Origin of the sequence: Acinetobacter sp. YH12116, from assembly GCF_013418895.1 — a bacterium.
GTDB classification, from domain to species: domain Bacteria; phylum Pseudomonadota; class Gammaproteobacteria; order Pseudomonadales; family Moraxellaceae; genus Acinetobacter; species Acinetobacter indicus.
The window spans coordinates 1-22,776 of sequence record NZ_VPBE01000031.1; the positions used below are offsets into that span (position 1 = coordinate 1).

Annotated in this window: 20 protein-coding genes, 2 tRNA genes and 1 pseudogene; 14 read left to right on the forward strand and 9 right to left on the reverse strand. The window is 46.8% G+C overall.

Translation table 11 applies throughout. The annotated features are described in order from the left end of the window. A pseudogene (locus FTU54_RS13155) lies at positions 1 to 1,031 on the forward strand (IS3 family transposase); the annotation flags it as partial. Between the two features lie 65 nt (positions 1,032 to 1,096). Here FTU54_RS13155 and ettA read toward each other — a convergent pair. Continuing rightward, entirely contained in the window at positions 1,097 to 2,758 is a 1,662-nt protein-coding gene (gene ettA, locus FTU54_RS13160) for an energy-dependent translational throttle protein EttA (protein ID WP_180074821.1), read from the reverse strand. Positions 2,759 to 3,074: 316 nt separating this feature from the next. Here ettA and FTU54_RS13165 point away from each other — a divergent pair, with 316 nt between their 5' ends. The 3 genes from FTU54_RS13165 to FTU54_RS13175 all read left to right on the forward strand — a co-directional run bounded on the left by FTU54_RS13165 (position 3,075) and on the right by FTU54_RS13175 (position 5,945). Continuing rightward, positions 3,075 to 4,352, forward strand: coding sequence for an O-acetylhomoserine aminocarboxypropyltransferase/cysteine synthase family protein (locus FTU54_RS13165; RefSeq protein WP_005180552.1), 1,278 nt, complete (start codon positions 3,075 to 3,077; stop codon positions 4,350 to 4,352). 308 nt (positions 4,353 to 4,660) lie between these two features. After that, the gene (locus FTU54_RS13170) at positions 4,661 to 5,548 is read left to right on the forward strand and encodes an SDR family NAD(P)-dependent oxidoreductase (protein ID WP_160240891.1); all 888 of its coding nucleotides are present in this window, start codon (positions 4,661 to 4,663) and stop codon (positions 5,546 to 5,548) included. 82 nt (positions 5,549 to 5,630) lie between these two features. Then, positions 5,631 to 5,945, forward strand: a complete 315-nt coding sequence (locus FTU54_RS13175) for a hypothetical protein (RefSeq protein WP_005180556.1) — start codon at positions 5,631 to 5,633, stop codon at positions 5,943 to 5,945. Positions 5,946 to 5,997: 52 nt separating this feature from the next. On the opposite strand, the gene FTU54_RS13180 is transcribed toward FTU54_RS13175, so the two are convergent. Then, on the reverse strand, positions 5,998 to 8,349 hold the full coding sequence (locus tag FTU54_RS13180) for a Tex family protein (protein WP_127800049.1): 2,352 nt from the start codon (positions 8,347 to 8,349) through the stop codon (positions 5,998 to 6,000). 335 nt (positions 8,350 to 8,684) lie between these two features. Between FTU54_RS13180 and ompR the strand changes: the two genes are divergently transcribed. The 3 genes from ompR to FTU54_RS13195 all read left to right on the forward strand — a co-directional run bounded on the left by ompR (position 8,685) and on the right by FTU54_RS13195 (position 12,895). After that, entirely contained in the window at positions 8,685 to 9,449 is a 765-nt protein-coding gene (ompR, locus tag FTU54_RS13185; RefSeq protein ID WP_005180561.1) for a two-component system response regulator OmpR, read from the forward strand. A 260-nt stretch (positions 9,450 to 9,709) separates the two neighbouring features. Further along, positions 9,710 to 11,170, forward strand: coding sequence for an ATP-binding protein (locus tag FTU54_RS13190; protein ID WP_075167846.1), 1,461 nt, complete (start codon positions 9,710 to 9,712; stop codon positions 11,168 to 11,170). A gap of 207 nt (positions 11,171 to 11,377) precedes the next feature. After that, positions 11,378 to 12,895, forward strand: coding sequence for an acetyl-CoA hydrolase/transferase family protein (locus tag FTU54_RS13195; RefSeq protein WP_005180567.1), 1,518 nt, complete (start codon positions 11,378 to 11,380; stop codon positions 12,893 to 12,895). 82 nt (positions 12,896 to 12,977) lie between these two features. On the opposite strand, the gene FTU54_RS13200 is transcribed toward FTU54_RS13195, so the two are convergent. The 4 genes from FTU54_RS13200 to FTU54_RS13215 form a co-directional block, all read right to left on the reverse strand. Then, positions 12,978 to 13,487 (reverse strand): hypothetical protein, encoded by a 510-nt coding sequence (locus FTU54_RS13200; RefSeq protein ID WP_075167331.1) that lies wholly within the window; start codon positions 13,485 to 13,487, stop codon positions 12,978 to 12,980. A 325-nt stretch (positions 13,488 to 13,812) separates the two neighbouring features. Further along, a tRNA-Phe gene (locus tag FTU54_RS13205) sits at positions 13,813 to 13,888 on the reverse strand. A gap of 133 nt (positions 13,889 to 14,021) precedes the next feature. Next, a tRNA-Phe gene (locus tag FTU54_RS13210) sits at positions 14,022 to 14,097 on the reverse strand. Positions 14,098 to 14,294: 197 nt separating this feature from the next. Continuing rightward, positions 14,295 to 14,672 carry a GNAT family N-acetyltransferase gene (locus FTU54_RS13215; protein WP_016658426.1) on the reverse strand — a complete coding sequence of 126 codons (378 nt, stop codon included), beginning with the start codon at positions 14,670 to 14,672 and terminating at the stop codon, positions 14,295 to 14,297. Between the two features lie 96 nt (positions 14,673 to 14,768). Here FTU54_RS13215 and hisB point away from each other — a divergent pair, with 96 nt between their 5' ends. The 6 genes from hisB (at position 14,769) to FTU54_RS13245 (ending at position 19,294) form a co-directional block, all read left to right on the forward strand. Next, entirely contained in the window at positions 14,769 to 15,362 is a 594-nt protein-coding gene (gene hisB, locus FTU54_RS13220; protein ID WP_005180581.1) for an imidazoleglycerol-phosphate dehydratase HisB, read from the forward strand. Continuing rightward, positions 15,362 to 15,979: an imidazole glycerol phosphate synthase subunit HisH gene (gene hisH, locus FTU54_RS13225; RefSeq protein ID WP_180074822.1), complete on the forward strand. Its 618-nt coding sequence runs from the start codon at positions 15,362 to 15,364 to the stop codon at positions 15,977 to 15,979. Before hisB ends, hisH begins: the two co-directional genes overlap by 1 nt. A 151-nt stretch (positions 15,980 to 16,130) precedes the next feature. After that, the gene (locus FTU54_RS13230) at positions 16,131 to 16,619 is read left to right on the forward strand and encodes a DUF805 domain-containing protein (protein WP_016658424.1); all 489 of its coding nucleotides are present in this window, start codon (positions 16,131 to 16,133) and stop codon (positions 16,617 to 16,619) included. Between the two features lie 74 nt (positions 16,620 to 16,693). Further along, on the forward strand, positions 16,694 to 17,362 hold the full coding sequence (locus FTU54_RS13235; protein ID WP_168408671.1) for a 3'-5' exonuclease: 669 nt from the start codon (positions 16,694 to 16,696) through the stop codon (positions 17,360 to 17,362). A gap of 178 nt (positions 17,363 to 17,540) precedes the next feature. Continuing rightward, a complete protein-coding gene (gene hisA, locus FTU54_RS13240; RefSeq protein WP_075167328.1) occupies positions 17,541 to 18,272 on the forward strand; it encodes a 1-(5-phosphoribosyl)-5-[(5-phosphoribosylamino)methylideneamino]imidazole-4-carboxamide isomerase in 732 nt (243 codons plus the stop codon). Between the two features lie 86 nt (positions 18,273 to 18,358). Beyond that, positions 18,359 to 19,294 carry a DMT family transporter gene (locus FTU54_RS13245; protein ID WP_168383896.1) on the forward strand — a complete coding sequence of 312 codons (936 nt, stop codon included), beginning with the start codon at positions 18,359 to 18,361 and terminating at the stop codon, positions 19,292 to 19,294. Between the two features lie 33 nt (positions 19,295 to 19,327). Here the strand turns inward: FTU54_RS13245 and FTU54_RS13250 are convergent, their stop codons facing one another. The 3 genes from FTU54_RS13250 to FTU54_RS13260 are packed head-to-tail and all read right to left on the reverse strand — an operon-like array spanning position 19,328 to position 21,347. Further along, complete coding sequence (locus FTU54_RS13250) at positions 19,328 to 19,720, reverse strand: hypothetical protein (RefSeq protein ID WP_005180599.1); 393 nt, start codon at positions 19,718 to 19,720, stop codon at positions 19,328 to 19,330. A 32-nt stretch (positions 19,721 to 19,752) separates the two neighbouring features. Further along, positions 19,753 to 20,379, reverse strand: coding sequence for a DUF1294 domain-containing protein (locus FTU54_RS13255; RefSeq protein ID WP_163170452.1), 627 nt, complete (start codon positions 20,377 to 20,379; stop codon positions 19,753 to 19,755). Positions 20,380 to 20,396: 17 nt separating this feature from the next. Then, complete coding sequence (locus tag FTU54_RS13260; protein WP_005180603.1) at positions 20,397 to 21,347, reverse strand: homoserine kinase; 951 nt, start codon at positions 21,345 to 21,347, stop codon at positions 20,397 to 20,399. A gap of 110 nt (positions 21,348 to 21,457) precedes the next feature. Between FTU54_RS13260 and hisF the strand changes: the two genes are divergently transcribed. Further along, positions 21,458 to 22,219 (forward strand): imidazole glycerol phosphate synthase subunit HisF, encoded by a 762-nt coding sequence (gene hisF / locus FTU54_RS13265; protein WP_303113667.1) that lies wholly within the window; start codon positions 21,458 to 21,460, stop codon positions 22,217 to 22,219. Positions 22,220 to 22,776: the final 557 nt, after the last annotated feature.

The following is a 22,776-nucleotide window of genomic DNA, read 5'->3' on the forward strand; positions in this document are numbered from 1 at the left end:
CCCAAACAGATGCCAAAGCCACAGCGACCTAGAATTAAAACCTCACAAGAAGATCGAAATAAAACTCAAGAACAGCTACTTGAGGAATTGGCGTATCTACGGGCAGAGGTCGCTTATCTAAAAAAGCGGAGAGCCTTGATTCAGAAGCGCAAAGAACAGGAAAAAGCCGAACAGCAACGGCTGCAAGATTCATATCTGAATTAAGGCAAAGCTATCAATTAAGGCACTTGTTACGTACATCAGAAATGGCTCGAAGCACTTACTTTTATCATGAGCAGCAATCAAAGCGTGAAGATAAATATAGTGACCTTAAACAGCAAATTAAGGCGATATATCATAAACATAAGGGACGATACGGGTATCGCAGGATTACACTTGCCTTGAAGAATTTGGGGTTTACCATTAACCATAAGTGTGTTCAACGCTTGATGCAGTCCATGCAGCTCAGATCATGTATTAGAGCTGTAAAGTATCGCTCTTATAAGGGGCAAATTGGTAAAATTGCTAAGAATGTGTTGCAGCGTCAATTCAAGGCAGACAAGCCCAATCAGAAGTGGGTAACAGATGTAACTGAATTTAATGTACGCGGTGAAAAACTTTATCTGTCACCCATAATGGATTTGTTTAATGGTGAAATCATTGCGTTTCAGCTCCAACGTAGACCACTGTTTGGTTTAGTTAAAGATATGTTGAAAGATGCTATCGCCAAGCTCAGCCCGAATGATAAGCCAATTATTCATTCAGATCAGGGCTGGCAATATCAAATGAGATTTTATCAGCAACAGCTTCAACAGCACGGGCTTATTCAAAGTATGTCGCGTAAAGGTAACTGTCTAGACAACGCTTCAATGGAAAGCTTCTTTGGAATACTTAAATCAGAATGTTTCTATGGTGAGGAATTTAATTCAGTTGAAGAGTTGGAACAGACCGTGAAAGAATATATTCATTATTACAACCATGAACGAATCAAGGTTAAATTAAAAGGACTGAGTCCTGTACAATACAGAACTCAGTCCTTAAAAGCTGCTTAATCAAACCGTCCAACTTATTGGGGTCAGATCACGAAGGCTGGTTTTCTTTATATCCAAATTAGGAATTAACCACCAATTTTGCGATATTTCTGACGCTTGGTAATCAGGTCGTCCCCATCACGTTTACGACGGTATTCTTCGAATTCAGCATAGTTACCAGTGAAGAATTCAGGAGTTTCACCTTCGAATGACAGGATGTGCGTTGCAATACGGTCCAGGAACCAACGGTCATGCGAGATCACTATCACGGTACCCGGGAAGACCAGAATTGCATCTTCAAGCGCACGTAAAGTTTCGATGTCCAAGTCGTTTGACGGTTCATCGAGTAGGATGACGTTAGCGCCCATTTGCAGGATTTTCGCCAGTTGTAAACGGTTACGCTCACCACCTGACAATTGACCAACACGTTTTTGCTGATCTTGGCCTTTAAAGTTAAAGCGACCAATATAAGCACGTGACGCAATTTCGTATTCACCAATACGTAAGATGTCTAAACCGCCAGACACTTCTTCCCACACGGTTTTGTTATCATCTAGCGTGTCACGAATCTGACCCACGTAAGCGACTTTAACCGATTCACCCAGTGTTACCGTACCGGTATCTGGCTGCTCTTCACCAGTCATCATACGAAACAGTGTGGTTTTACCTGCACCGTTCTCACCCACAATACCGACAATTGCTGCAGGTGGTACAGTGAAGGTTAAATCTTTATACAGGGTACGATCGCCAAATGACTTGCTGATGCCTTCAACCTCAACCACCTTGTTACCCAAACGTGGACCAGGTGGAATGTAGATTTCAGAAGTTTCGTTACGCTGCTGGAATTCGCGTGAGTTCAGCTCTTCAAAACGCTCCATACGCGCTTTGTTTTTCTTTTGCTGACCTTTAGCATTTGAACGAACCCATTCAAGTTCTTTTTTCAATGCCTTCGCAAAAGATTCTTCCTGCTTCTGCTCTTGCTCTAAACGCGCGTTCTTTTGCTCTAACCAAGACGAATAGTTGCCTTGATATGGAATACCATGTCCGCGGTCAAGCTCCAGAATCCACTCGGCAACGTTATCAAGGAAGTAACGGTCGTGCGTAATCGCCACGATGGTGCCCGGGAAGTCTTTTAAGAAACGTTCTAACCAGGCTACAGATGAAGCATCTAAATGGTTCGTCGGTTCGTCCAGCAGCAGCATGTCTGGTTTAGACAATAGCAAACGGCACAGTGCCACACGACGGCGCTCACCACCTGAAAGCTTAGTCACATCTGCATCCCATGCTGGCAGGTTTAATGCCGCTGCGGCTTGCTCCAGCTGGTTATTCAGGTTGTGCGCATCCCAAGTCTGAATAATGGCTTCCAGCTTTTCCTGCTCTTTTGCAAGCGCATCAAAGTCTGCATCTTCAGCTGCATATTCAGCGAATACTTCGTCCAGACGCGCCAATGCATCAAGCGCTTCACGTACGCCATCTTCCACGTTACCACGAACGTCTTTGGTTGGATCGAGCGGTGGTTCTTGCTCAAGGTAGCCGATTTTAATTCCTGGCTGTGCACGTGCTTCACCAGAGAAATCTTTATCTACGCCCGCCATAATACGAAGCAAGGTCGATTTACCTGCACCGTTTAGACCAAGCACACCAATTTTTGCGCCTGGGAAAAATGATAAAGAGATGTCTTTTAAGATTTCGCGCTTCGGCGGAACCATCTTCGACACTCGGTTCATCGTATAAATATATTGGGCCACGTAGGACTCCTCAATAGAAAAACCAATTTCGGGGGCAAAACCGCCACCCCTACTCAAATGAGCGAAAAAATAATCGGCTATTATACCTGAAAGCCAGAAAAAGATAAGGGATCGGCCTCATCTTCCACGCTTTGTTACAACTCTTTAAAGTGTCCAAAATTCAGGCATACATTGCAGCCTTATCCGCCGTTGAAACTTTAAAATGAGGGCGTCTTTATGAAATTTAAAGATAATTATTACAGATATTTCCCTCTTTATTTCATAAATAGACCTGCTACACTTGATCAAAATATAACTCACGCAAGATGAACGAAAAATGACGTATAAAGCTGAAACTTTGGCCATTCATGCTGGCTACACCCCTGAACCGACCACCAAAGCTGTGGCAGTACCGATTTACCAGACCACCTCTTATGCCTTTGACAATACCCAGCACGGTGCCGATCTGTTCGATTTAAAAGTACAAGGTAATATTTATACCCGTATCATGAACCCGACCACGGCAGTGCTGGAGCAACGCGTAGCAGCGCTCGAAGGCGGGATTGGTGCGCTGGCACTGGCATCGGGGATGGCTGCAATTACCTATACCATTCAGACGTTGGCCGAAGCTGGCGATAATATTGCATCGGTTTCAACCCTGTATGGCGGCACCTATAATCTGTTCGCACATACGTTGCCAAAACAGGGCGTCGAAGTACGTTTCTTTGATTATCAGAACCCGGAAGCCTTACGCGAACTAATTGATGACAAAACCAAACTGGTTTTTGTGGAATCCATTGGTAATCCGCTGGGGAATATTATTGATTTAGAAGCCATCTCCCAAATTGCGCATGAATATGGCATTCCGGTGGTGGTGGATAACACGGTGGCCACACCAGTGCTGCAAAAATCCTTTGATTTTGGTGCCGATATTGTGGTGCATTCACTGACCAAATATATTGGCGGCCATGGCACTTCGATTGGTGGAATTATTGTCGATAGCGGTAAATTCCCGTGGGGCAAATATCCTGAACGTTTTAAATCTCTAAATACCCCTGACCCAAGCTATCACGGGGTGAATTATGTCGAAGCCTTGGGCGAAGCAGCCTTTATTGCCCGCGCCCGCGTGGTGCCGCTACGCAATACCGGTGCAGCGATTAGCCCGCATAATGTTTTCCTGATTCTACAAGGACTGGAAACCTTAAGCCTGCGCATGGAACGCCATACCGAAAATGCCCAAAAAGTGGCGGAGTATTTGCAGCAGCATCCAAAAGTGAAATGGGTCAATTACGCCGGTTTAAAAGATCATCCACAACATGCGCTGGCGCAAAAATATGTTAAAGGCAAACCGTCTGCGATTCTATCCTTTGGTGTGCAAGATGGCCGTGAAGGCGGCACCCGCTTTATTGATGCGCTGCAACTGTTTACCCGTTTAGTCAATATTGGCGATGCCAAGAGCCTGGCCTGCCACCCGGCTACTACCACCCATCGACAATTAAATGATGAAGAGCTGAAAGCGGCGGGTGTAAGTGAAGATATGGTGCGCCTGTCGATTGGCATTGAACATATTGATGACTTGATTGCCGATCTGGAGCAGGCGCTGGCTAGCGTTTAATTATTGCAATTTCACGACAAATGGTCTGCTTTTGCGCTGCAATGGCAGACTTTTTGCTTTTTAAACATAGAAACAAGGACTTGCTTTTTCGAAAAATTTTAAGCAGAATTTACCAATCCACCAAAACACCCCATTAGAGCAATTACTCTAAAATAACTTTTAATTTCAATCACTTATTTTATAGCTTTTTTTTAAACTTCGGTTATTATAATGCCCATCATAACAGCCCGAACCAATGAGATTGGGCGCAAAAATTCAAATAACAAAGACCATTGAGTCTGATCTTTTAATCAAGCAGGGATACGAGTGTGAAGGCAAAACTAGAGAAACTTTTCAAGAAAAAAGTAAATGGAAAAACCGTACTGATTACCGGTGCATCCAGTGGTATCGGACTGAACACCGCTTATCGTCTGGCAGAGGCGGGAGCGCATGTGCTGCTGGTGGCACGTACCCAGGAAACCCTGGAGCAGGTCAAAGCAGAGATTGAAGCCAAAGGCGGCAAAGCATCTATTTTCCCATGTGACTTAAACGATTGGGAAGCCATTGACCAGACTTCAAAAGATATTTTAGCGTCTGTCGATCATATTGATATTTTGGTTAACAATGCCGGACGTTCAATCCGTCGTGCCGTGCATGAATCTTTAGACCGTTTCCACGATTTTGAACGCACCATGCAGCTGAATTATTTTGGTGCCGTGCGTCTGGTGATGAATATCCTGCCACAAATGATGGTACGTCGTAGCGGCCAGATTATTAACATCAGCTCGATTGGCGTATTGGCCAACGCGACCCGTTTCTCGGCTTATGTTGCCTCTAAAGCCGCATTGGATGCTTTTAGCCGCTGTCTATCGGCCGAAGTACATTCACACAATATTGCAATTACCTCCATTTATATGCCGCTGGTGCGCACTCCAATGATCGCACCGACCAAGATGTATAAATATGTTCCTACCCTTTCACCGGAACAGGCGGCCGATTTAATCTGCTATGCCATTGTGAAACGTCCGAAGAAAATTGCCACACATTTAGGCCGTTTGGCTTCAATTACTTATGCGATTGCACCGGATATTAACAACAAGCTGATGTCGATTGGTTATAACCTGTTCCCAAGTTCATCGGCTTCGGTGGGTCAGCCACAAAAGCTGAACTGGGTACAAAAAGCGTATGCCCGTTTGTTCCCGGGTGAACACTGGTAAAATAATCCTTTTTAAAGACCTGTCTAATGACAGGTCTTTTTATGTTATAAAACCCCTCATTTTGAACAGTTAAAGTAAGACTATGCGGACCTTTTCCCTTATTCTGCAATATGGGTGTTTTGCCTTTGCCCTGTTTCTGGGCTATCAGGTGGCGATGGCGCTATATCATCAGGATTATGAGCTGATGGAATTGATTGCCGATGTGGGCACGATTCTGATCTGTATTGATTTAGGTGTGTTTTTATTTTCCAGTAAAGCTGCCAATAAGCTGAGTTTGCAGGAATATGCCAAACAGCTGGAACAGCCGCCTACGCCACTGGTGAGTTTTACCCGCAAGCTGGGGCATTTGGGTATTATGCTGATTTTATGTAGCTGGATTGTGCCGATGGTCAATTAAATAGGGCAATAAAAAAACCTCCCAATTGGGAGGTTTTTTTAAGAGCTAAAGATTACTTCGAACCTTTAATCCCGGCTTGCAATAACAATGCACCCAAACCACCAATCTTATTGTCTTGTGGTTTTGCCGCTTGTGGCTTTTTGCCCTGCGGACGATCACCCTGCGGACGCGCCTGTTGCGGACGTTTACCCTGCGGCTTACGTTCAGTACGCTGTTCGTTTTGGTCACGGCGTGGCTGACGTGGTGCTTTCGCTGCTGCAGCACCTTCCGGACGCATCGACAGGTTCACACGGTTACGCTCAACATCTACCGTTAAAACACGTACTTGGACAATTTGACCCGGTTTCACCACTTTATGCGGATCAGACACGAATTCATTGGCCAGTTCAGAAATATGGACTAAACCGTCCTGATGCACACCGACATCCACAAAGGCACCGAAGTTGGTGACATTGGTGACCACACCTTCTAGCTGCATGCCTTCAGACAATTGTGATACTTCGGTAATATCATCACGGAATTTAGCGGTACGGAATTCCGGACGCGGGTCACGGCCCGGCTTTTCAAGTTCGCTCAGCACGTCCTGAATGGTTGGTAAACCAAACTGGTCATCTACAAATTCTTCTGCATTGACCTGACGGATAATTTCAGTATTGCCAATAATATCTTTGACTGTGGTCGCTTTGGCTTCGACAATTTTAGACACCAGCGCATACGACTCCGGGTGCACCGCAGAGGCATCTAAAGGCTCAGAACCATTTTGAATACGCAAGAAACCTGCCGCCTGTTCAAAAGTACGCTCACCTAAACGTGGCACTTTTTTCAGGGCCTGACGATTATCAAAACGGCCATTTTCCTTACGGAAGTCCACGATTTGCTGGGCAATTGATTTGTTCAGACCAGCGATATAACCCAGAATTGCTGCAGATGCCGTATTCACATCCACACCCACCGAGTTCACACAGTCTTCCACCACCGCTTCCAGGGTTTTGGCCAAACCAGTCTGGTTCACATCGTGTTGATACTGACCCACACCAATTGATTTCGGATCAATTTTCACCAGCTCTGCCAATGGATCTTGTAAACGACGGGCAATGGATACTGCACCGCGAATCGACACATCCAGTTCTGGAAGTTCTTGTGAAGCCAGTTCAGAAGCTGAATAAACCGAAGCACCGGCTTCAGACACTGATACACGGGTCAGTTTCAGGTCGCTGTTCGCGGCCATCATTTCAGCCACTAACGCTTCAGTTTCACGGCTTGCGGTACCGTTACCAATCGCGATTAAATCGACGTTAAATTCACGGCAAAGACGCGCCAGTTCCGTTAATGAACCTGCCTTATCATCTTTTGGTGCAAATGGATAAATGGTGCTATGTGCCAGTACATCGCCTGATTCATTCACGACTGCCAGTTTCACACCGGTACGGATGCCCGGGTCAACGCCCAGCGTCGTACGTGCGCCAGCAGGTGCAGACAGCAGCAGATGACGTAAGTTTTCAGCAAACACCTGCATCGCTTCTGCTTCAGCCGCCAGACGTTTTTCAGTCAGCAATGAATGCTCGATGGTCGGACGGACTTTACCCAGCCAGAACAGTTTTGCGGTCTGCTTTAAATAGTCCTGACGCGCTTGTGGCTGCACGGTATCTAAGTTGTATTCGGTTTCAATACGTGCCAGTGGCGCTTCATCTTCACCATCAACTTTTAAGCCCAGCACGTTTTCCTGACGGCCGCGCAGCATGGCCAGCAAACGGTGCGATGGTACTTTGTTCAGGCTTTCAGAGAAATCGAAGTAATCACGGAATTTTTTACCGACTTCTTTTTTCTCATCACTGGCCACCAGACTTTTCAGCACAGCAGTTTTGGCAAAGGTTGCTTTCAGTTCAGTGGTGAGTGCAATATTTTGCGCCCAGTCATCAATTAAAATATGCTGAATCGCATCGAGCTGGCTTTCCAGGTCTGGATAATCTTCATGGCTAAAGCCGGCAAGCGCTTCTACTGGATCAATCGCTTCTGCAAAGATTTTCTCTGCGATTGGACCCAAGCCGGCTTCTTTGGCTTTAAAAGATTTGCTGGTACGTTTTGGACGGTACGGCGCGTAAATTTCTTCTAAGGCATTTTTAGTTTCAGCCGCATTCACACGTGCCAATAAATCATCAGATAATTTATTTTGTTCTTTGAGTGATTCAATCACTTTTTCACGGCGTTCAAACAAATCACGCAAATACGCTAAACGTGTATCGAGCTGGCGAAGTTGCGTATCGTCTAAGCCCTGCGTTACTTCTTTACGGTAACGTGCAATAAAAGGAACACTGGCACCTTCATCAATGAGTTTGATGGCAGCTTCTACCTGATTTGGACGTACGGCAAGTTCTTTTGCCAACTGCTGAACTAAGTCAGTCATCGTGTTTGATCCCACAAGGATAAGTACTAAATGGCATGATTATAAAGACCAGGCCCATAAAATCCACAATTGTTTTATGAAATTTACAGATGGCGATTCTTGCCAATTCGCAGATATTTCACATTTTTGCGGTAAATTCATCATTTCAGGGCCTTTTCTTCCCCAAATTGTGGGATTTATCTTCTATCATAGATGTATATATTTGGTATCTATGTCTTGATTTTAACTGCAATATTTGTTGCTTTAGAGCATAGTCAAGGCATACAGATGAATCGTATACTCAAAGTCAGTGAAAGCTTTGCATACGACCACAATAAAGAATAAAGGAGCACATCATGAGTTTAGTTGTACCTGCTGAAAATACAGATGCCGTACATACCGAAACTGACCGCGTTGAACGCATTCTCGTTGTCGATGATGATGTGCGTTTGCGTACGCTGTTACAGCGTTTTCTGGAAGATAAAGGTTTCGTGGTCAAAACTGCCCATGATGCTACGCAAATGGATCGCCTGTTACAACGCGAGCTGTTTTCCCTGATCGTGCTCGATTTCATGCTGCCGGTTGAAGATGGCCTGAGCATTTGCCGCCGTTTACGCCAGTCCAGTATTGATACGCCAATTATCATGCTGACCGCACGCGGCAGCGACTCAGACCGTATTGCCGGCCTTGAAGCAGGTGCCGATGACTATCTGCCAAAACCGTTTAACCCGAACGAACTGTTAGCGCGTATTCGTGCCGTATTACGCCGTCAGGTACGTGAAGTCCCAGGCGCACCAAGCCAGCAGATGGAAGTGGTCAGCTTTGGACCGTGGGCGCTAGATCTTTCGACCCGTACCCTGACCCGTGAAGGTCAAGTCGTGACTTTAACTACAGGCGAGTTCGCAGTGTTAAAAGCGCTGGTACAACATCCTCGTGAACCGCTGACCCGCGACAAGCTGATGAATCTGGCGCGTGGCCGTGAATGGGGCGCAATGGAACGTTCGATTGATGTGCAAGTGTCTCGTTTACGTCGCCTGATTGAAGAAAACCCGGCACGTGCGCGTTATATTCAAACGGTGTGGGGTGTGGGTTATGTCTTTGTTCCAGATGGTGCGGAATAAAGCTCACTCATCGAATCTATGACGGAGTCTTACGGTCTATTCCCCACTGATGGGATACAACCTGCGGTTCGCCTTACTTTTGTTTCGGCAAAAGTAAGCAAAACCATTGTCATCCGCAAAACTCGGCAAATTCCGTCATTTCAACCAATATTTCGCAGAAACATAAGTAATTTACTTGAGTCCTGCCTCAAACAGTTGCGGATGACCTAACGCGTATCCAATTTTGGGGGAGAATTTTCCCTTTTTAAAAAGGACTCATTGTGAAACTCGACCCCATCGATCCACAAGACTTTACCGACTTTGAAACCTATTCGGAACGCAAACGCACACCGTGGGAACGCTTTCTGGATAAAATCAAACCGCGCTCGGCTGCCATGCGGACCACCGTGCTGGTGCTGTTTGTGGTGATTTTCAGTCTGTTTATGTCACTATGGTTCTTTTGGCGTACCCTGTATCTGCCGGAAATCCAGCAACATGCCCGTTATCTGGCAGTTGAACTGGAAATTCTAAACAATCCGGAATTACGGATTTTCCATAATGATGCCGAAGTCGATGTGGATGCCTGGCTAAAAAACCGGGTCGGGATTGAATACATTACCGATCCCAAGGAATATCCGAATGTCCGTGACAAGGTTATTGCCGAATTCTTTACCCGACAAATTGAGAAAAAACTGGCCAATGAACTCAAAGCCGATGATGTAACCGTGTATTTCCAGTTCAAGCCCAGCCCACGTATCTGGATTCAAACGCCGGAAATGAACGGCCACTGGGTTCGTGAACCATTAAAAACCTATGCCAACTACAGCCCGGAACTGGTGTTTGGCTGGCTGCTCGGCATTCCACTGCTGTCTGCCATTATTATTCTGACCCTAGTGCGTCAGCTAAACCGGCCATTACGCCGTTTGCAGGAAGCCGCCAATACCTATAGTCAAACCGGTAAAGCGCCTTATCTGGAAACCAACCACGGGCCGCTAGAAATCCGTCAGGTGAACCAGGCCTTTAACCAGATGATTTTTACCCTGGAGCAGACCGAGCGCGACCGCCGGATTATGCTGGCCGGAATTTCGCATGACCTGCGCACACCCCTGACCCGGATTCGCCTGAGTGCAGAAATGATGCCGGATGAAGACTTTTTAAAAGAAGGCCTGATTTACGATGTCGAAGATATGGACGCCATTTTGGACCAGTTCATTTCCTATATGCGTGATGGCTCGGATGAAGAACTGCAAGATACCGACTTAAATGCCTTGTTACAGGAACTGGTGATCCAGTTTAAACCGCTGGACATTCGCTTTAGCCCGGAAGAATTACCGATTTTGCAGGCACGTAGCCTGTCGCTGAAACGTTTAATTGGCAACCTGATTAACAATGCCAAGCGTTATGGCACCGAACCGATTGAGCTATCTGCCAAGGTACAGGAACAGTTTATCTGCATTAGTGTGGCCGATCATGGGGAAGGCATTCCTGAAGATCAGATTGAATCTTTAATGCAGCCTTTTGTGCGTGGGAATGCTGCACGTACCGTCCAAGGCAGCGGTTTAGGTCTGGCCATTGTGAAACGGATTGTCGATATTCACCAGGGCGAGCTGATTATTCGTAATCGCGAGCAAGGTGGACTGGAAGTCATCATCTCTTTACCGCTGCCCGAACAGCCAGATGATGAAAAAAACAACAGCAGCACCTTGGAAAAAATTAAGCAAAGTATTACAGAACATTTCTAAATCATGCTTAAATATTGATCAATCAGTTCTTGGTGAAGATTTGGCTTTTAATTTTTATTGTTAGATTTTCAATAAGATAAAAAGTATCAAATATATTTATACCTGCATTTTTTGAAAAAATTAGACCTTAGCCTAACAGGTATGCAAAATGGCTTTTTTGATGGGTACAATCGCCATCAGTTCTGATTTTTCAAACGAGAGTAAACCATGTCCCTAGATCGCATCCGTTTAGCTTCCCTACATGACAAGGTTATGAGTGCGGAGCAAGCTGCTCAATTCATCCAAGACGGTATGACTGTTGGTATGAGTGGCTTTACACGTGCCGGTGAAGCGAAAGCTGTTCCTTTGGCTTTAGTGAAACAAGCACAAGCGAATCCTCTAAAAATTACATTAATTACTGGTGCGAGCTTAGGGAACGATCTCGACAAACAACTGACTGAAGCCGGTGTACTGGCACGTCGTCTGCCTTTCCAAGTGGATAACACTTTACGTAAAGCCATCAACAAAGGCGAAGTCATGTTCATCGATCAGCACTTGTCTGAAACAGTTGAGCAAATGCGTAACCAGCAGCTGAAAAAGCCAGATGTAGCGGTAATTGAAGCCGTTGCAATTACTGAAGATGGCGGCATCGTGCCAACCACTTCTGTAGGTAACTCTGCAAGCTTTGCAATTTTTGCTGAAAAAGTCATTGTTGAAATTAACACCAACTTAAGCCCGGCATTTGAAGGCTTACACGACATTTATATCCCGACCTATCGTCCAACCCGTCAACCAATTCCATTGACCAAAGTTGACGAGCGTATCGGTACTCAAGCAATTAACATCGATCCTGCAAAAATCGTTGGTATCGTATTTAACAGCGAATTACATGACTCTCCATCAACTGTCACTGCACCAGATGACGAGACTCAATCAATTGCCAACCACTTGATCGCATTCTTTGAAAAAGAAGTAGCTGAAGACCGTTTACCGAAAAACCTCGGTCCTTTACAAGCAGGTATTGGTTCAATCGCTAACGCAGTATTGACCGGCTTGAAAGAATCAAACTTCGAAGACCTGATCATGTACTCAGAAGTACTGCAAGACTGTACTTTCGAACTGATTGATGCCGGTAAAATGAAGTTCGCTTCAGGTTCATCTATTACCCTGTCTGCGAAATACGGCGAAAAAGTATTTAACAACCTGGAACAGTACAAAGACAAACTGGTTCTGCGTCCACAGGAAATTTCAAACCATCCGGAACTAGTACGTCGTTTAGGTATTATCGGCATCAACACTGCGCTTGAGTTCGATATCTACGGTAACGTGAACTCCACTCACGTATGCGGTACCAAAATGATGAACGGTATTGGTGGTTCAGGTGACTTCGCGCGTAACGCTCACCTGGCCATCTTCGTGACCAAGTCTATTGCCAAAGGCGGTGACATTTCATCTGTTGTTCCATTTGCATCGCACATTGACCATGCAGAACACGACGTTGACATTCTGGTGACTGAACAGGGTCTTGCCGATCTTCGTGGTCTGGCACCGCGTGAGCGCGCTCGTGCGATTATCGACAACTGTGCACACCCAATGTACCGTGATGCATTAAACGACTACTTCGACCGCGCATGTGCAAAAGGCGGCCACACTCCTCACCTGTTACGTGAAGCGTTGGCTTGGCACAGCAACTTCGAAGAAAATGGTCACATGCTGGCCCAAGAAGCAGCGGTAAAAACGGCTTAATCTCGGCCTGAATCAGATCTAAAAAAACGCTCCTCTGGAGCGTTTTTTTATGGTTGGATAGTTTCCCCTATCACGTCATCTATTATCGGGTCGGGTTGCGTAACTGTGAGCTGATATCGGGGAACAAGCTATTGCCCAGATTCATCTCATAATCGACCACGCCTAAAGAGATATTGGGTAAATCAAGCTGGATCTGTCCATCCGGGCCACGAAATGGCGCCAGCAGGGTTTCCAGGCCACGTAGCGGGTTATCCGACTGCAAACCGGCGGCAATCGCCAGAATATGCTGCTGTAACGCGGGAGAAAGGTGATCCATATTGACCGGTTCTTTGGCCGGCATGGTAATCAGGACAGGTGGATCCGGGTCAATGACCCGGTTTTGAGTGTCCTGCTGAATTTGCATGATCCGGTGCTGTAATGCCTTACGCTTTGCACGATCTTCCTGATACGGAATAAAGCTCACTTCCTGACGTAGTTCAGGTTCTGCCATAACCTGAAGCGTTGCTAGACGCTCGGGTTGCGCCCAGACCGACGTTGAGCCGATTCCCAGCATAATCATTACAGTCGAGGAGAACATCTGAAAGCGCGTCATATACGGCCTCCTGAACAGTAATGAAACATGTCTCTCTATTAAGCGCCAGAATGCAATCTTATTCAGCAGGATTCGTGTTATTGAGCTGTTATTAGCGTAACACTGCTTTCAATTTGATAGTCAACCAATCTGGAAGATGAACGATGAACGATGAACGATGAACGATGAACGATGAACGATGAACGATGAACGATGAACGATGAACGATGAACGATGAACGATGAACGATGAACGATGAACGATGAACGATGAACGATGAACGATCATGCTGCCATTTTTAAATGACATAAAAAAAGCCCCTGCATTGCAGGGGCTTTTTTGAATATGGTGGCGAGACCCAGGATCGAACTGGGGACACACGGATTTTCAATCCGTTGCTCTACCAACTGAGCTATCACGCCGATGCCGTGTATTAAGCCGCATCTGGGGAAATTAGTCAATATAAATCATGACATTTTTATTTAATCGAGTATTTTTTACCCAAAAAAAATCCCTGATGGGATCAGGGATTGAAAACGTTTAAACGTTTGAATATGGTGGCGAGACCCAGGATCGAACTGGGGACACACGGATTTTCAATCCGTTGCTCTACCAACTGAGCTATCACGCCGATGACGCGTATTAAACAATCTCCGCCCGGTGCCGTCAAGCAGCTTTTGCATAAATTCAAGCATTTGTTTACTTTTACAGCATTTTGTACACTGTCTGCTTATTTTTTAAGTGAAATGCCCGCGATTCCAGCCATTTACAGGTCAGCAGACAAAAAAGAGAGGCGCTTGGCCTCTCTTGAATTTCATTTTAAATCGTTTAGAGCTTGTCCAGATGCGCCAGACAGCGGTGAATTGCGCCACAGCCCGGTTCAAACTGATTCACGCCTTTGGCTTCTTCCATACGGCAGACTTCACTGACCAGACGCTCGGCCACACCACGACCACGATTGGCCGGATGCACCACAATATATTCCAGGGTCCTGCTTTCGCCCTGCCCGGTACACCAAATTGCACCAATTAATTTTGTATTAAATTCTGCGGTATAAAGTAGGGTATACTGGTTCAGATGTTGCTCGAGTTGCTCTACCGCATCCTGGCCATCACCAAACTCTGGACTGGTGTCATACAGTCGCTCAAGCTGGCTGCGCACTTCATCATTTTCCAGTGAAGTATAAGCATGTACGGTAATAGGCATTGATTAACCCTCCTGAGCAATCTAATATGCTGGGACTTCGTCGCAGCGAAACATTTTTACATCCATCATTTTTAACGTTTTTTGAGGAACGTGTCCATGACAGAGCGTATCAGTGAAGTGGTAAGAAACACTAACGAAACCAAAATTCGAGTTCGTTTAAACCTCGACGGTACCGGTCAAGGCACACTCAACACTGGTATTCCATTTTTAGACCATATGATTGATCAAATCAAGCGACACGGTTTGTTTGATATTGATATTCATTGTGATGGCGATCTTGAAATTGATGACCACCATACCGTCGAAGACTGTGGTATTACCCTGGGTCAGGCCTTTGCACAGGCACTGGGCGATAAAAAAGGCTTAAAGCGTTATGGTCACTTCTATGCCCCACTCGATGAATCTTTAAGCCGTGCCGTGGTGGATTTATCTGGTCGCCCGGGCCTGTTTATGGATGTGCCATTTACCCGCGCCACCATTGGCCGTTTTGATGTCGATTTATTCTCTGAGTTCTTCCAGGGCTTTGTGAACCACTCGCTAATGACCGTACACATCGACAACCTGAAAGGCAAAAACAGCCACCACCAGATTGAAAGTGTGTTTAAAGCATTTGCGCGCGCACTGCGTATGGCCTGTGAAATTGATCCACGTGCTGCCAATACTGTGGCATCGACCAAAGGTACCCTGTAATGACCCGTATTGCCCTTCTTGATTATGGCATGGGGAATTTGCACTCTGCCGCCAAAGCTTTGGAACACGTCGGTGCTACGGTGGATGTCACCAATGACCCGAAACTGATTGCCCAGGCCGATAAAATCGTGTTTCCGGGTGTCGGCGCCATGCGCGACTGTATGCAAGGCATGCATGAAGCCGGGATTGATGACGTGGTGCGTCAGGCGGTGTTTAATAAACCGGTACTGGCCATTTGTGTGGGTATGCAGGCGCTGATGCAACATTCCGAAGAAAATGGCGGTGCCGATGCACTGGGTATTTTTGAAGGGGTGGTAAAACGCTTCCCGGACGTTGAAGGTCTAAAAGTGCCACACATGGGCTGGAACCAGGTGCATCAGGCTGACCCGAGCCATCCAATGTGGAACAACATTGAACAGGATGCGCGTTTCTATTTCGTGCACAGCTTCTATGTCGAGCCGAAAGACAGCGCGATTGTGGCAGCGACCTGTGACTATGGTCTGCAATTCTGTACCGCCCTGCACAAAGACAACCTGTTCGCGACCCAGTTCCACCCGGAAAAAAGTCATACTGCCGGTCTGCAACTGTTAAAGAACTTTGTCGACTGGAAGATTTAAATCACTTCTTCTATTGTGCAAGATGTATAAAGCCGGGTTCGTCCCGGCTTTGTTTTTAGCTATTTTTTATTTCTTTCTTTTTTAAGCAATTTTTAGTAATATTTGACTGCTTTTTATACAACTCAATAAAAATAAAACAGGTAATTCAAAGATGCATAGCACCACTCATACCCAACACATCACGACACAAGATTCGGCACTCAGCGCGGCGGGGCGTTTTGGACGTTTCTCCTATCTGGCCTGGAACTGCCTGATTGCACTGTTAATGATTCCGGTTTTTCTGGTTTTGACCCTGCTCTTTCCCGGGCTGATGAATATTGATCCTGCTGGCGGCATTCCGCTCACCCCACTGGTGCTGGGCGCACTGATTTATCTGGGGGTGTTATATCTGATGTTTATTTTCACCATCCGCCGTCTGCATGACCGTAACCATACCGGCTGGCTATCGTTACTGATGCTGGTTCCAGTGGCCAACCTGTTGCTGATGCTGTATCTGTTTTTCGCCCCGGGTGACCAACGTGTTAACAGCTATGGTCCACCACGTGCTACGGCTGGCTGGGAAGCGGCGCTGGCCTGGATTTATATTATTCTGTTGGTGCTGCTATTTGCTTTCGCCATTTTTGGTGCAGTACTGGCCTAAAAGGTCCCGCTTGCTTAAAATAAGGCCTGACAATTCAGGCCTTATTTTTATCGCCAGCCCAAGGAAAAGATGGCATGAGCTTATCTTCAACATCATCCCATATGCCCTCTTCCAGCCAGCTGGAACAGCTGCCGCGCTTTCAAAGTCTGCCACCCTCTAAAATTCATCTGATTCAAACGCTGGCCGAATGTCAGCACTATGCGCATGAACTGAATATTGCAGCGGTACTCGGCTTTGATTCGGAATCTAAACCGATTTTTAAAAGTGGCGAAGTGTCGGATGGCCCGCACCTGATTCAGCTGGCCACACTAGATCGGGCCTATCTATTTCAGATGAATGAGGAAATCTGGAACTTTCTTAAGCCAATCTTCGCCAACCGTGACCAGATTAAAGTCGGCTTTGGCCTGAAAAATGATGCCCATCTATTTCGCAAAAAAGGCGTAGAACTGAACAGTGTGCTGGAACTGTCCAAATGCTTTCACAGCTTTGGCTTTAAAAACCCGGTCGGATTAAAACATGCCATGGCGCTGCTGTTTCAGGTCTATTTTCCCAAAAGCAAACGGCTCAGTACCTCGAACTGGGCCAATCCGGTATTAAGCACAGCACAAATGGAATATGCCGCCGCCGATGCTTATGCCCCGGTACTGGTTTTTGAAGAATTGTTGCGTTTGGGCCTGTTGCCGAAACAGATTCCCAATACCTCGCTCAAACTCAGAATCCGGCCATCTAAAACCCCGCCCTAAACCGCTTTGAAGATCAAGCTGCACAGACAGCCGGATTTTCTTCATCGAACCTTTGTTGACCGCCTGACACAGCACAGGCTGTTTTTATTTTTGCATGCAAATATAGCATTTAGAAAATTTTCGTTTATTGCTAAGATGGGCGGCAAGAAATTTAACCGATGAAGCAAGGAGCGAAAGCATGCTGATCATCCCTGCAATTGACCTGAAAGATGGAAAATGTGTCCGTTTAAAACAAGGTCGTATGGAAGACGATACCGTATTTTCTGATGATCCGGTGGCCACTGCACAGCATTGGGTCAATGAAGGTGCGCGTCGCTTGCATCTGGTCGACTTAAATGGCGCTTTTGCAGGTACCCCAATCCATAAACCGGTGGTCGAGGCCATTGCCAAAGCACAGCCAGACCTGCCAATTCAGATTGGTGGCGGTATTCGCTCGTTTGAAACCATTGAACATTACCTCGATGCAGGCGTGTCTTTTGTGATTATTGGCACCAAAGCCGTTCAAGAGCCAGAATTTGTCGAAGAAGCCTGCAAAAAATTCGCCGGGCATATCATTGTGGGCATTGATGCCATGAATGGCATGGTCGCGACCGATGGCTGGGCCAACGTGACTGAAGTGAAAGCCACCGATCTGGCCAAACGTTTTGCCGATGCCGGTGTCTCCAGCATTGTGTATACCGACATTGCCCGTGACGGCATGATGCAAGGGGTAAACGTCGAGCAGACTGTGAATCTGGCGCAATATTCCGGTTTACCAGTGATTGCTTCTGGTGGCGTGACCAATCTGGATGATGTCCGTAACTTAAAAGGCCAGCCAGGCATTTTAGGCGCGATTACCGGTCGTGCCATTTATGAAGGCAGCCTGAATTTGCGTGAAGCGCAATTGCTGCTGGATGAGCAAGCCCTCTAAGTGCTGCTGTCAGAAAGAGGTCTTCGGGCCTCTTTTTTTATGCCCTCACCGGGTTGATGTCTTTTTTGAATACTCGCTGATCTGCCATGTCTGATGCCCCTGTGAACCTTAAAACCACACTTAACAGCAAAGCGCCGCAACTGGCCCTGATCATGATTACCATGCTCTGGGGCGGTACTTTTGTGGCAGTCAAGCTGGCGCTGAATTATGCCAGCCCGATGTTTTTTGTCGGCTGCCGCTTTGCCGCCGCTGCACTGGCGGTCGCGCTGATTTCACTGCCGCATTTACGCGGTATGCAAGTCAAAGAACTCTGGGCCGGTGCATTAATTGGGGTCAGCCTGACTGTCGGTTATGGTACGCAAACCGTGGGGCTGCAGACCATCAGCAGTAGCGAATCGGCATTTTTAACCGCGTTATATGTGCCGCTGGTGCCGATCTTGCTGTGGCTGCTGTTCCGGAAACGGCTGCACATCATGATCTGGCTGGGCGCAAGCTGTGCCTTTATCGGGCTGGTTTTACTGACCGGCAATGGTTTGGGGCAGCTACAGCTGAGTTTTGGTCAGCTGATTACCCTGCTCGGCGCCATTGCGATTGCACTGGAAATTATCCTGATCAGCCATTTTGCCGGACGGGTTAATCTGCAACGGGTCACGGTGATTCAACTGCTGTTCGCCTCCCTGTTTGCCTTTCTTGCCATGCCACTGGTCGGTGAGCAGCAACTGCCGCAATTTTCCTGGATGTTGCTACTCTTGGCTGGCGGTTTGGGGCTGGCCAGTGCCTTGGTTCAGCTGGTGATGAACTGGGCGCAGCGCGCAGTCAGCCCGGCACAGGCGGCAATTATTTATGCCGGAGAACCGGTATGGGCTTCGCTGTTTGGCCGTCTGGCCGGCGAGCGTTTACCGTTTATGGCTTTGGTCGGTGGTTTTCTGGTGGTGCTGGGCGTGATTATCAGTGAATGGAAACCGAAATTTCTGCGTCAGAAACAGCAGCACACGCCATCAGCGAGCGATCTTCCGGACTAAATTTTAGGAAGATCGGTCTGATCATTTAAGCAATTAAGAATACATCGGCTCATTATCATTCAGGCGCATAATACCGCGAATAGCCCGATAGACAATCCACAGCCAAGACAGGCCAATCACCGCCAGACAGAAGGCCGAAGCACCAAAAATGACCTGGGCAAAGCGGTTCGGGTCTTCATCAATAAAGAAAATAAAAAAGAACGGCACAAAGGCCACAATATTCCAGAATAGATACCACCAGAAGCTGCGAATTTGCCAAGTAAAGTGGCTTTCAAAAATCGAACCGCGTACCGCGCCGCGTTTTACATAATTGATGATTAGCGCGACGATTGCCAGCAAGCCGGCACTAAAAATCGCCACGATATACAGAAGGTACAGAATAAAAGTCAGACTACGATTCGGGTCACGGTCAATGGAAGTATTCATATTGTTGTCCTGCACTCCCCGCCCCGCTATGCTCAGAGCGTCAACAGATTAAAAGGAGAAATAAACCATAAAATCAAAAGAATGTTTAAGCCGATTGTACAAAAATAAATTTTACGAAAAGGTTGTTTTTGTGTTTTATGTCGCATTTTTTCCTGTGCCAGCCAGGCCGCCGGCCAGCCCCCCAGAGCCGAAACCAGATGCAGGCTCTGTTCCGGAATCCGGCGGTGACCGAGTTGGGCCGCTTCCTTGTCTTGTGCATACAGCCAATAGCTGAGTGCATTCATCAGGCTAATCAATAACAGCAGCAAGCCGTGCAATAAGCCGGTCAGGGTCAGTACTGCCAGCACGAGAATATAAGCCACACACAGGATTTGCATGGCCGGACGTTTGGCCGCAGGACGCTGCCGCGGCTTGCTCACCACATCAGCACGCGGCTTGACCTGTGAGGCTTTTAAATACACCACCTGCTGGGCCCGATAGCGGCCGCGTTCATCTAGAATGACCTGATAATCCAGTGCACAACCGACAATCGGGCGCGGCCCCGGACGGGCAAAATCCTTGATATGCAAAAATACGTGGTCTTTGTCCGGATCATTGGGCTGAATAAAGCCATAGCCCTTGTCATCAAACCATTCAATTAACCGGCCCTGATCGCGCATTTCCCTACCCTTTATATTTAAGCTGTGACGAACTTTAAGCGCTCAATCAACATATTACGCATCTCGAGCGGATTTTTCTGCAAAATTGCGTCACCGCTGCGTCCTTGCAAAGCATTTTTTTGTGCCACCTGTAAACGCATCATCCAGAAACGGCCAGCAGCCATTGCCAGATACAGCTCCAGACAGGCTTTTTCATCTTCGGTTAAAGGACGAATGCGGTCATAGGCTTTTAAAAAGGCCATGGCTTTGTCTTCATTCAGGCTGACCTGCGGATACTCGGTACAAAAGTCATTTAAGGTAATGGCAATATCAAACAGCCATTCATCCTGATTCAGCTCGTAAAAATCCAGAATGCCCTGCAGCTGATCGCCTTCAAACAGGGTATTGTCGCGGAATAAATCGGAATGGATAAACCCTTTTGGACGGTCCGGATAAATCGCGGTAAGCGCTTCATACAGTCCCAGCAATTTGCTGAGCAGGACTTTATCGGCCTCGCTCAAGCTGGGTTTAATTTCCTGGGATACCGCCAGCCAGTACGCATGATCGCGGACAAAAGCGCGTTTTAAAGGAAAATCTTTTAAGGCCACATGCATTTTGGCCTGTGCCACGGCAATCGCTTCCACCTGAGCGATGCTGGCCGGCATTGGATGCTCGCCGATTAAACGCGGCGCAATCTGGGCCGGTTTCTGTTTAATCGAGTGGATGGCCTTGCCAGCATAACTGAGCGGCACCGCCACAGCCAGACCTGCCTGACCCAAATGTTCCAGTACCGGCACCAGTTCACCGGCTGCCTGTTCATCCATGTCTTCAAACACGGTCAACACATAGTGTGTACCGTCCTGAGCCACCAAAAAGTAATTGGTATTTTGAATACCGCCTTGAATCGGAATCAGATCGACCACCTCAAGTCCATAAGGGGCTGCAAAATCCTGAACTTCCTTTAAAGTCAAAGGCGTATAAACCGACATAGAAAACCTGCGAAAAATCTTACATAAGTTTGATAGAATAGCGTGTCCATCTGCCAAGGTGTAGCGCTTGTGTGGGTGAGTTTCATAATCAGCTGAAATGACTGGAAAAAATTATGCTTGCTAAACGTATTATTCCTTGCCTAGACGTAGATAACGGCCGCGTGGTGAAAGGTGTGCAATTTCTGGATATTCGTGATGCAGGTGATCCGGTTGAAGTGGCGCGTCGTTATAACGAACAGGGCGCTGATGAAATCACCTTTTTAGATATTACCGCTACCCATCATGGCCGTGACACCACCTACCGTACCGTTGAGCGTATGGCAGAAACCGTGTTTGTTCCACTGACTGTGGGCGGCGGCGTGCGTAAAGTCGAAGATATCCGTTTATTACTGAATGCCGGTGCCGACAAGGTCAGCATTAACTCGGCTGCGGTGTTTAATCCGGAATTTGTGCAGGAAGCCTCACAACGTTTTGGCGCACAATGTATTGTGGTGGCGATTGATGCCAAAAAAACCGGCGACAACAAATGGGAAATTTTCACCCACGGTGGCCGCAAACCGACCGGGATTGATGCAATTGAATGGGCCGTGAAAATGGCTGATTACGGCGCGGGTGAACTGCTAATTACCTCTATGGATGCCGATGGTACCAAAGCCGGTTATGACCTGGCACTAATGCGAACCATTAATGACCACGTCAATATTCCAACCATTGCTTCTGGCGGTGTTGGCAATTTACAGCATCTGGCAGACGGAATTTTACAAGGCGGCGCCGATGCAGTTCTGGCGGCCTCAATTTTCCACTTTGGTCAGCACACCATTCCGGAAGCCAAGCAATACTTGGCGGCACAAGGTATTGAAATGCGCCTTTAAGCCCATTGGCTCAAAAATTTCAGAACTGAAAAGAGTGTAGCCATACACTCTTTTTTTATGCGGCAAAGCAAAACAAATAAAAAATGAAGATAAAAAAAAGGAGTCTTGAAGACTCCCTATAAACCAAGAATTGCTACAGCGCTTGGCATTAAAACGTACATATTTCAACAGAATCACCTTCGATGTAGGCAGAAGTTCTGCCGCTATCTTCAGCTTCTTTACTATAGAAAACTTCCCTGAACAGATATTGACCATCAACGCCAATTTTATTGACAATTCACGACAACAGCTTGCAAAGCAGTTGTTTTCAATCAGTTTTATTTGATCTCTATCACATAATTGATCCAGTATTATTGTTCCGCGAATATACTGACTTTGGGCCAATCAACGATGAATTTGCTCAGCAGATAAACAACCGTTATTTAAAACCTACTCAAACCTACTCAATGTGGGTTTGATGTTTAATTCCTACTTCACCATCAAGAACCTAAAGCATTTGCTTTAGGGATTACCTCAATTCCATAGGCTGTCACGGTGTAACTCACCGCCTTAATCAC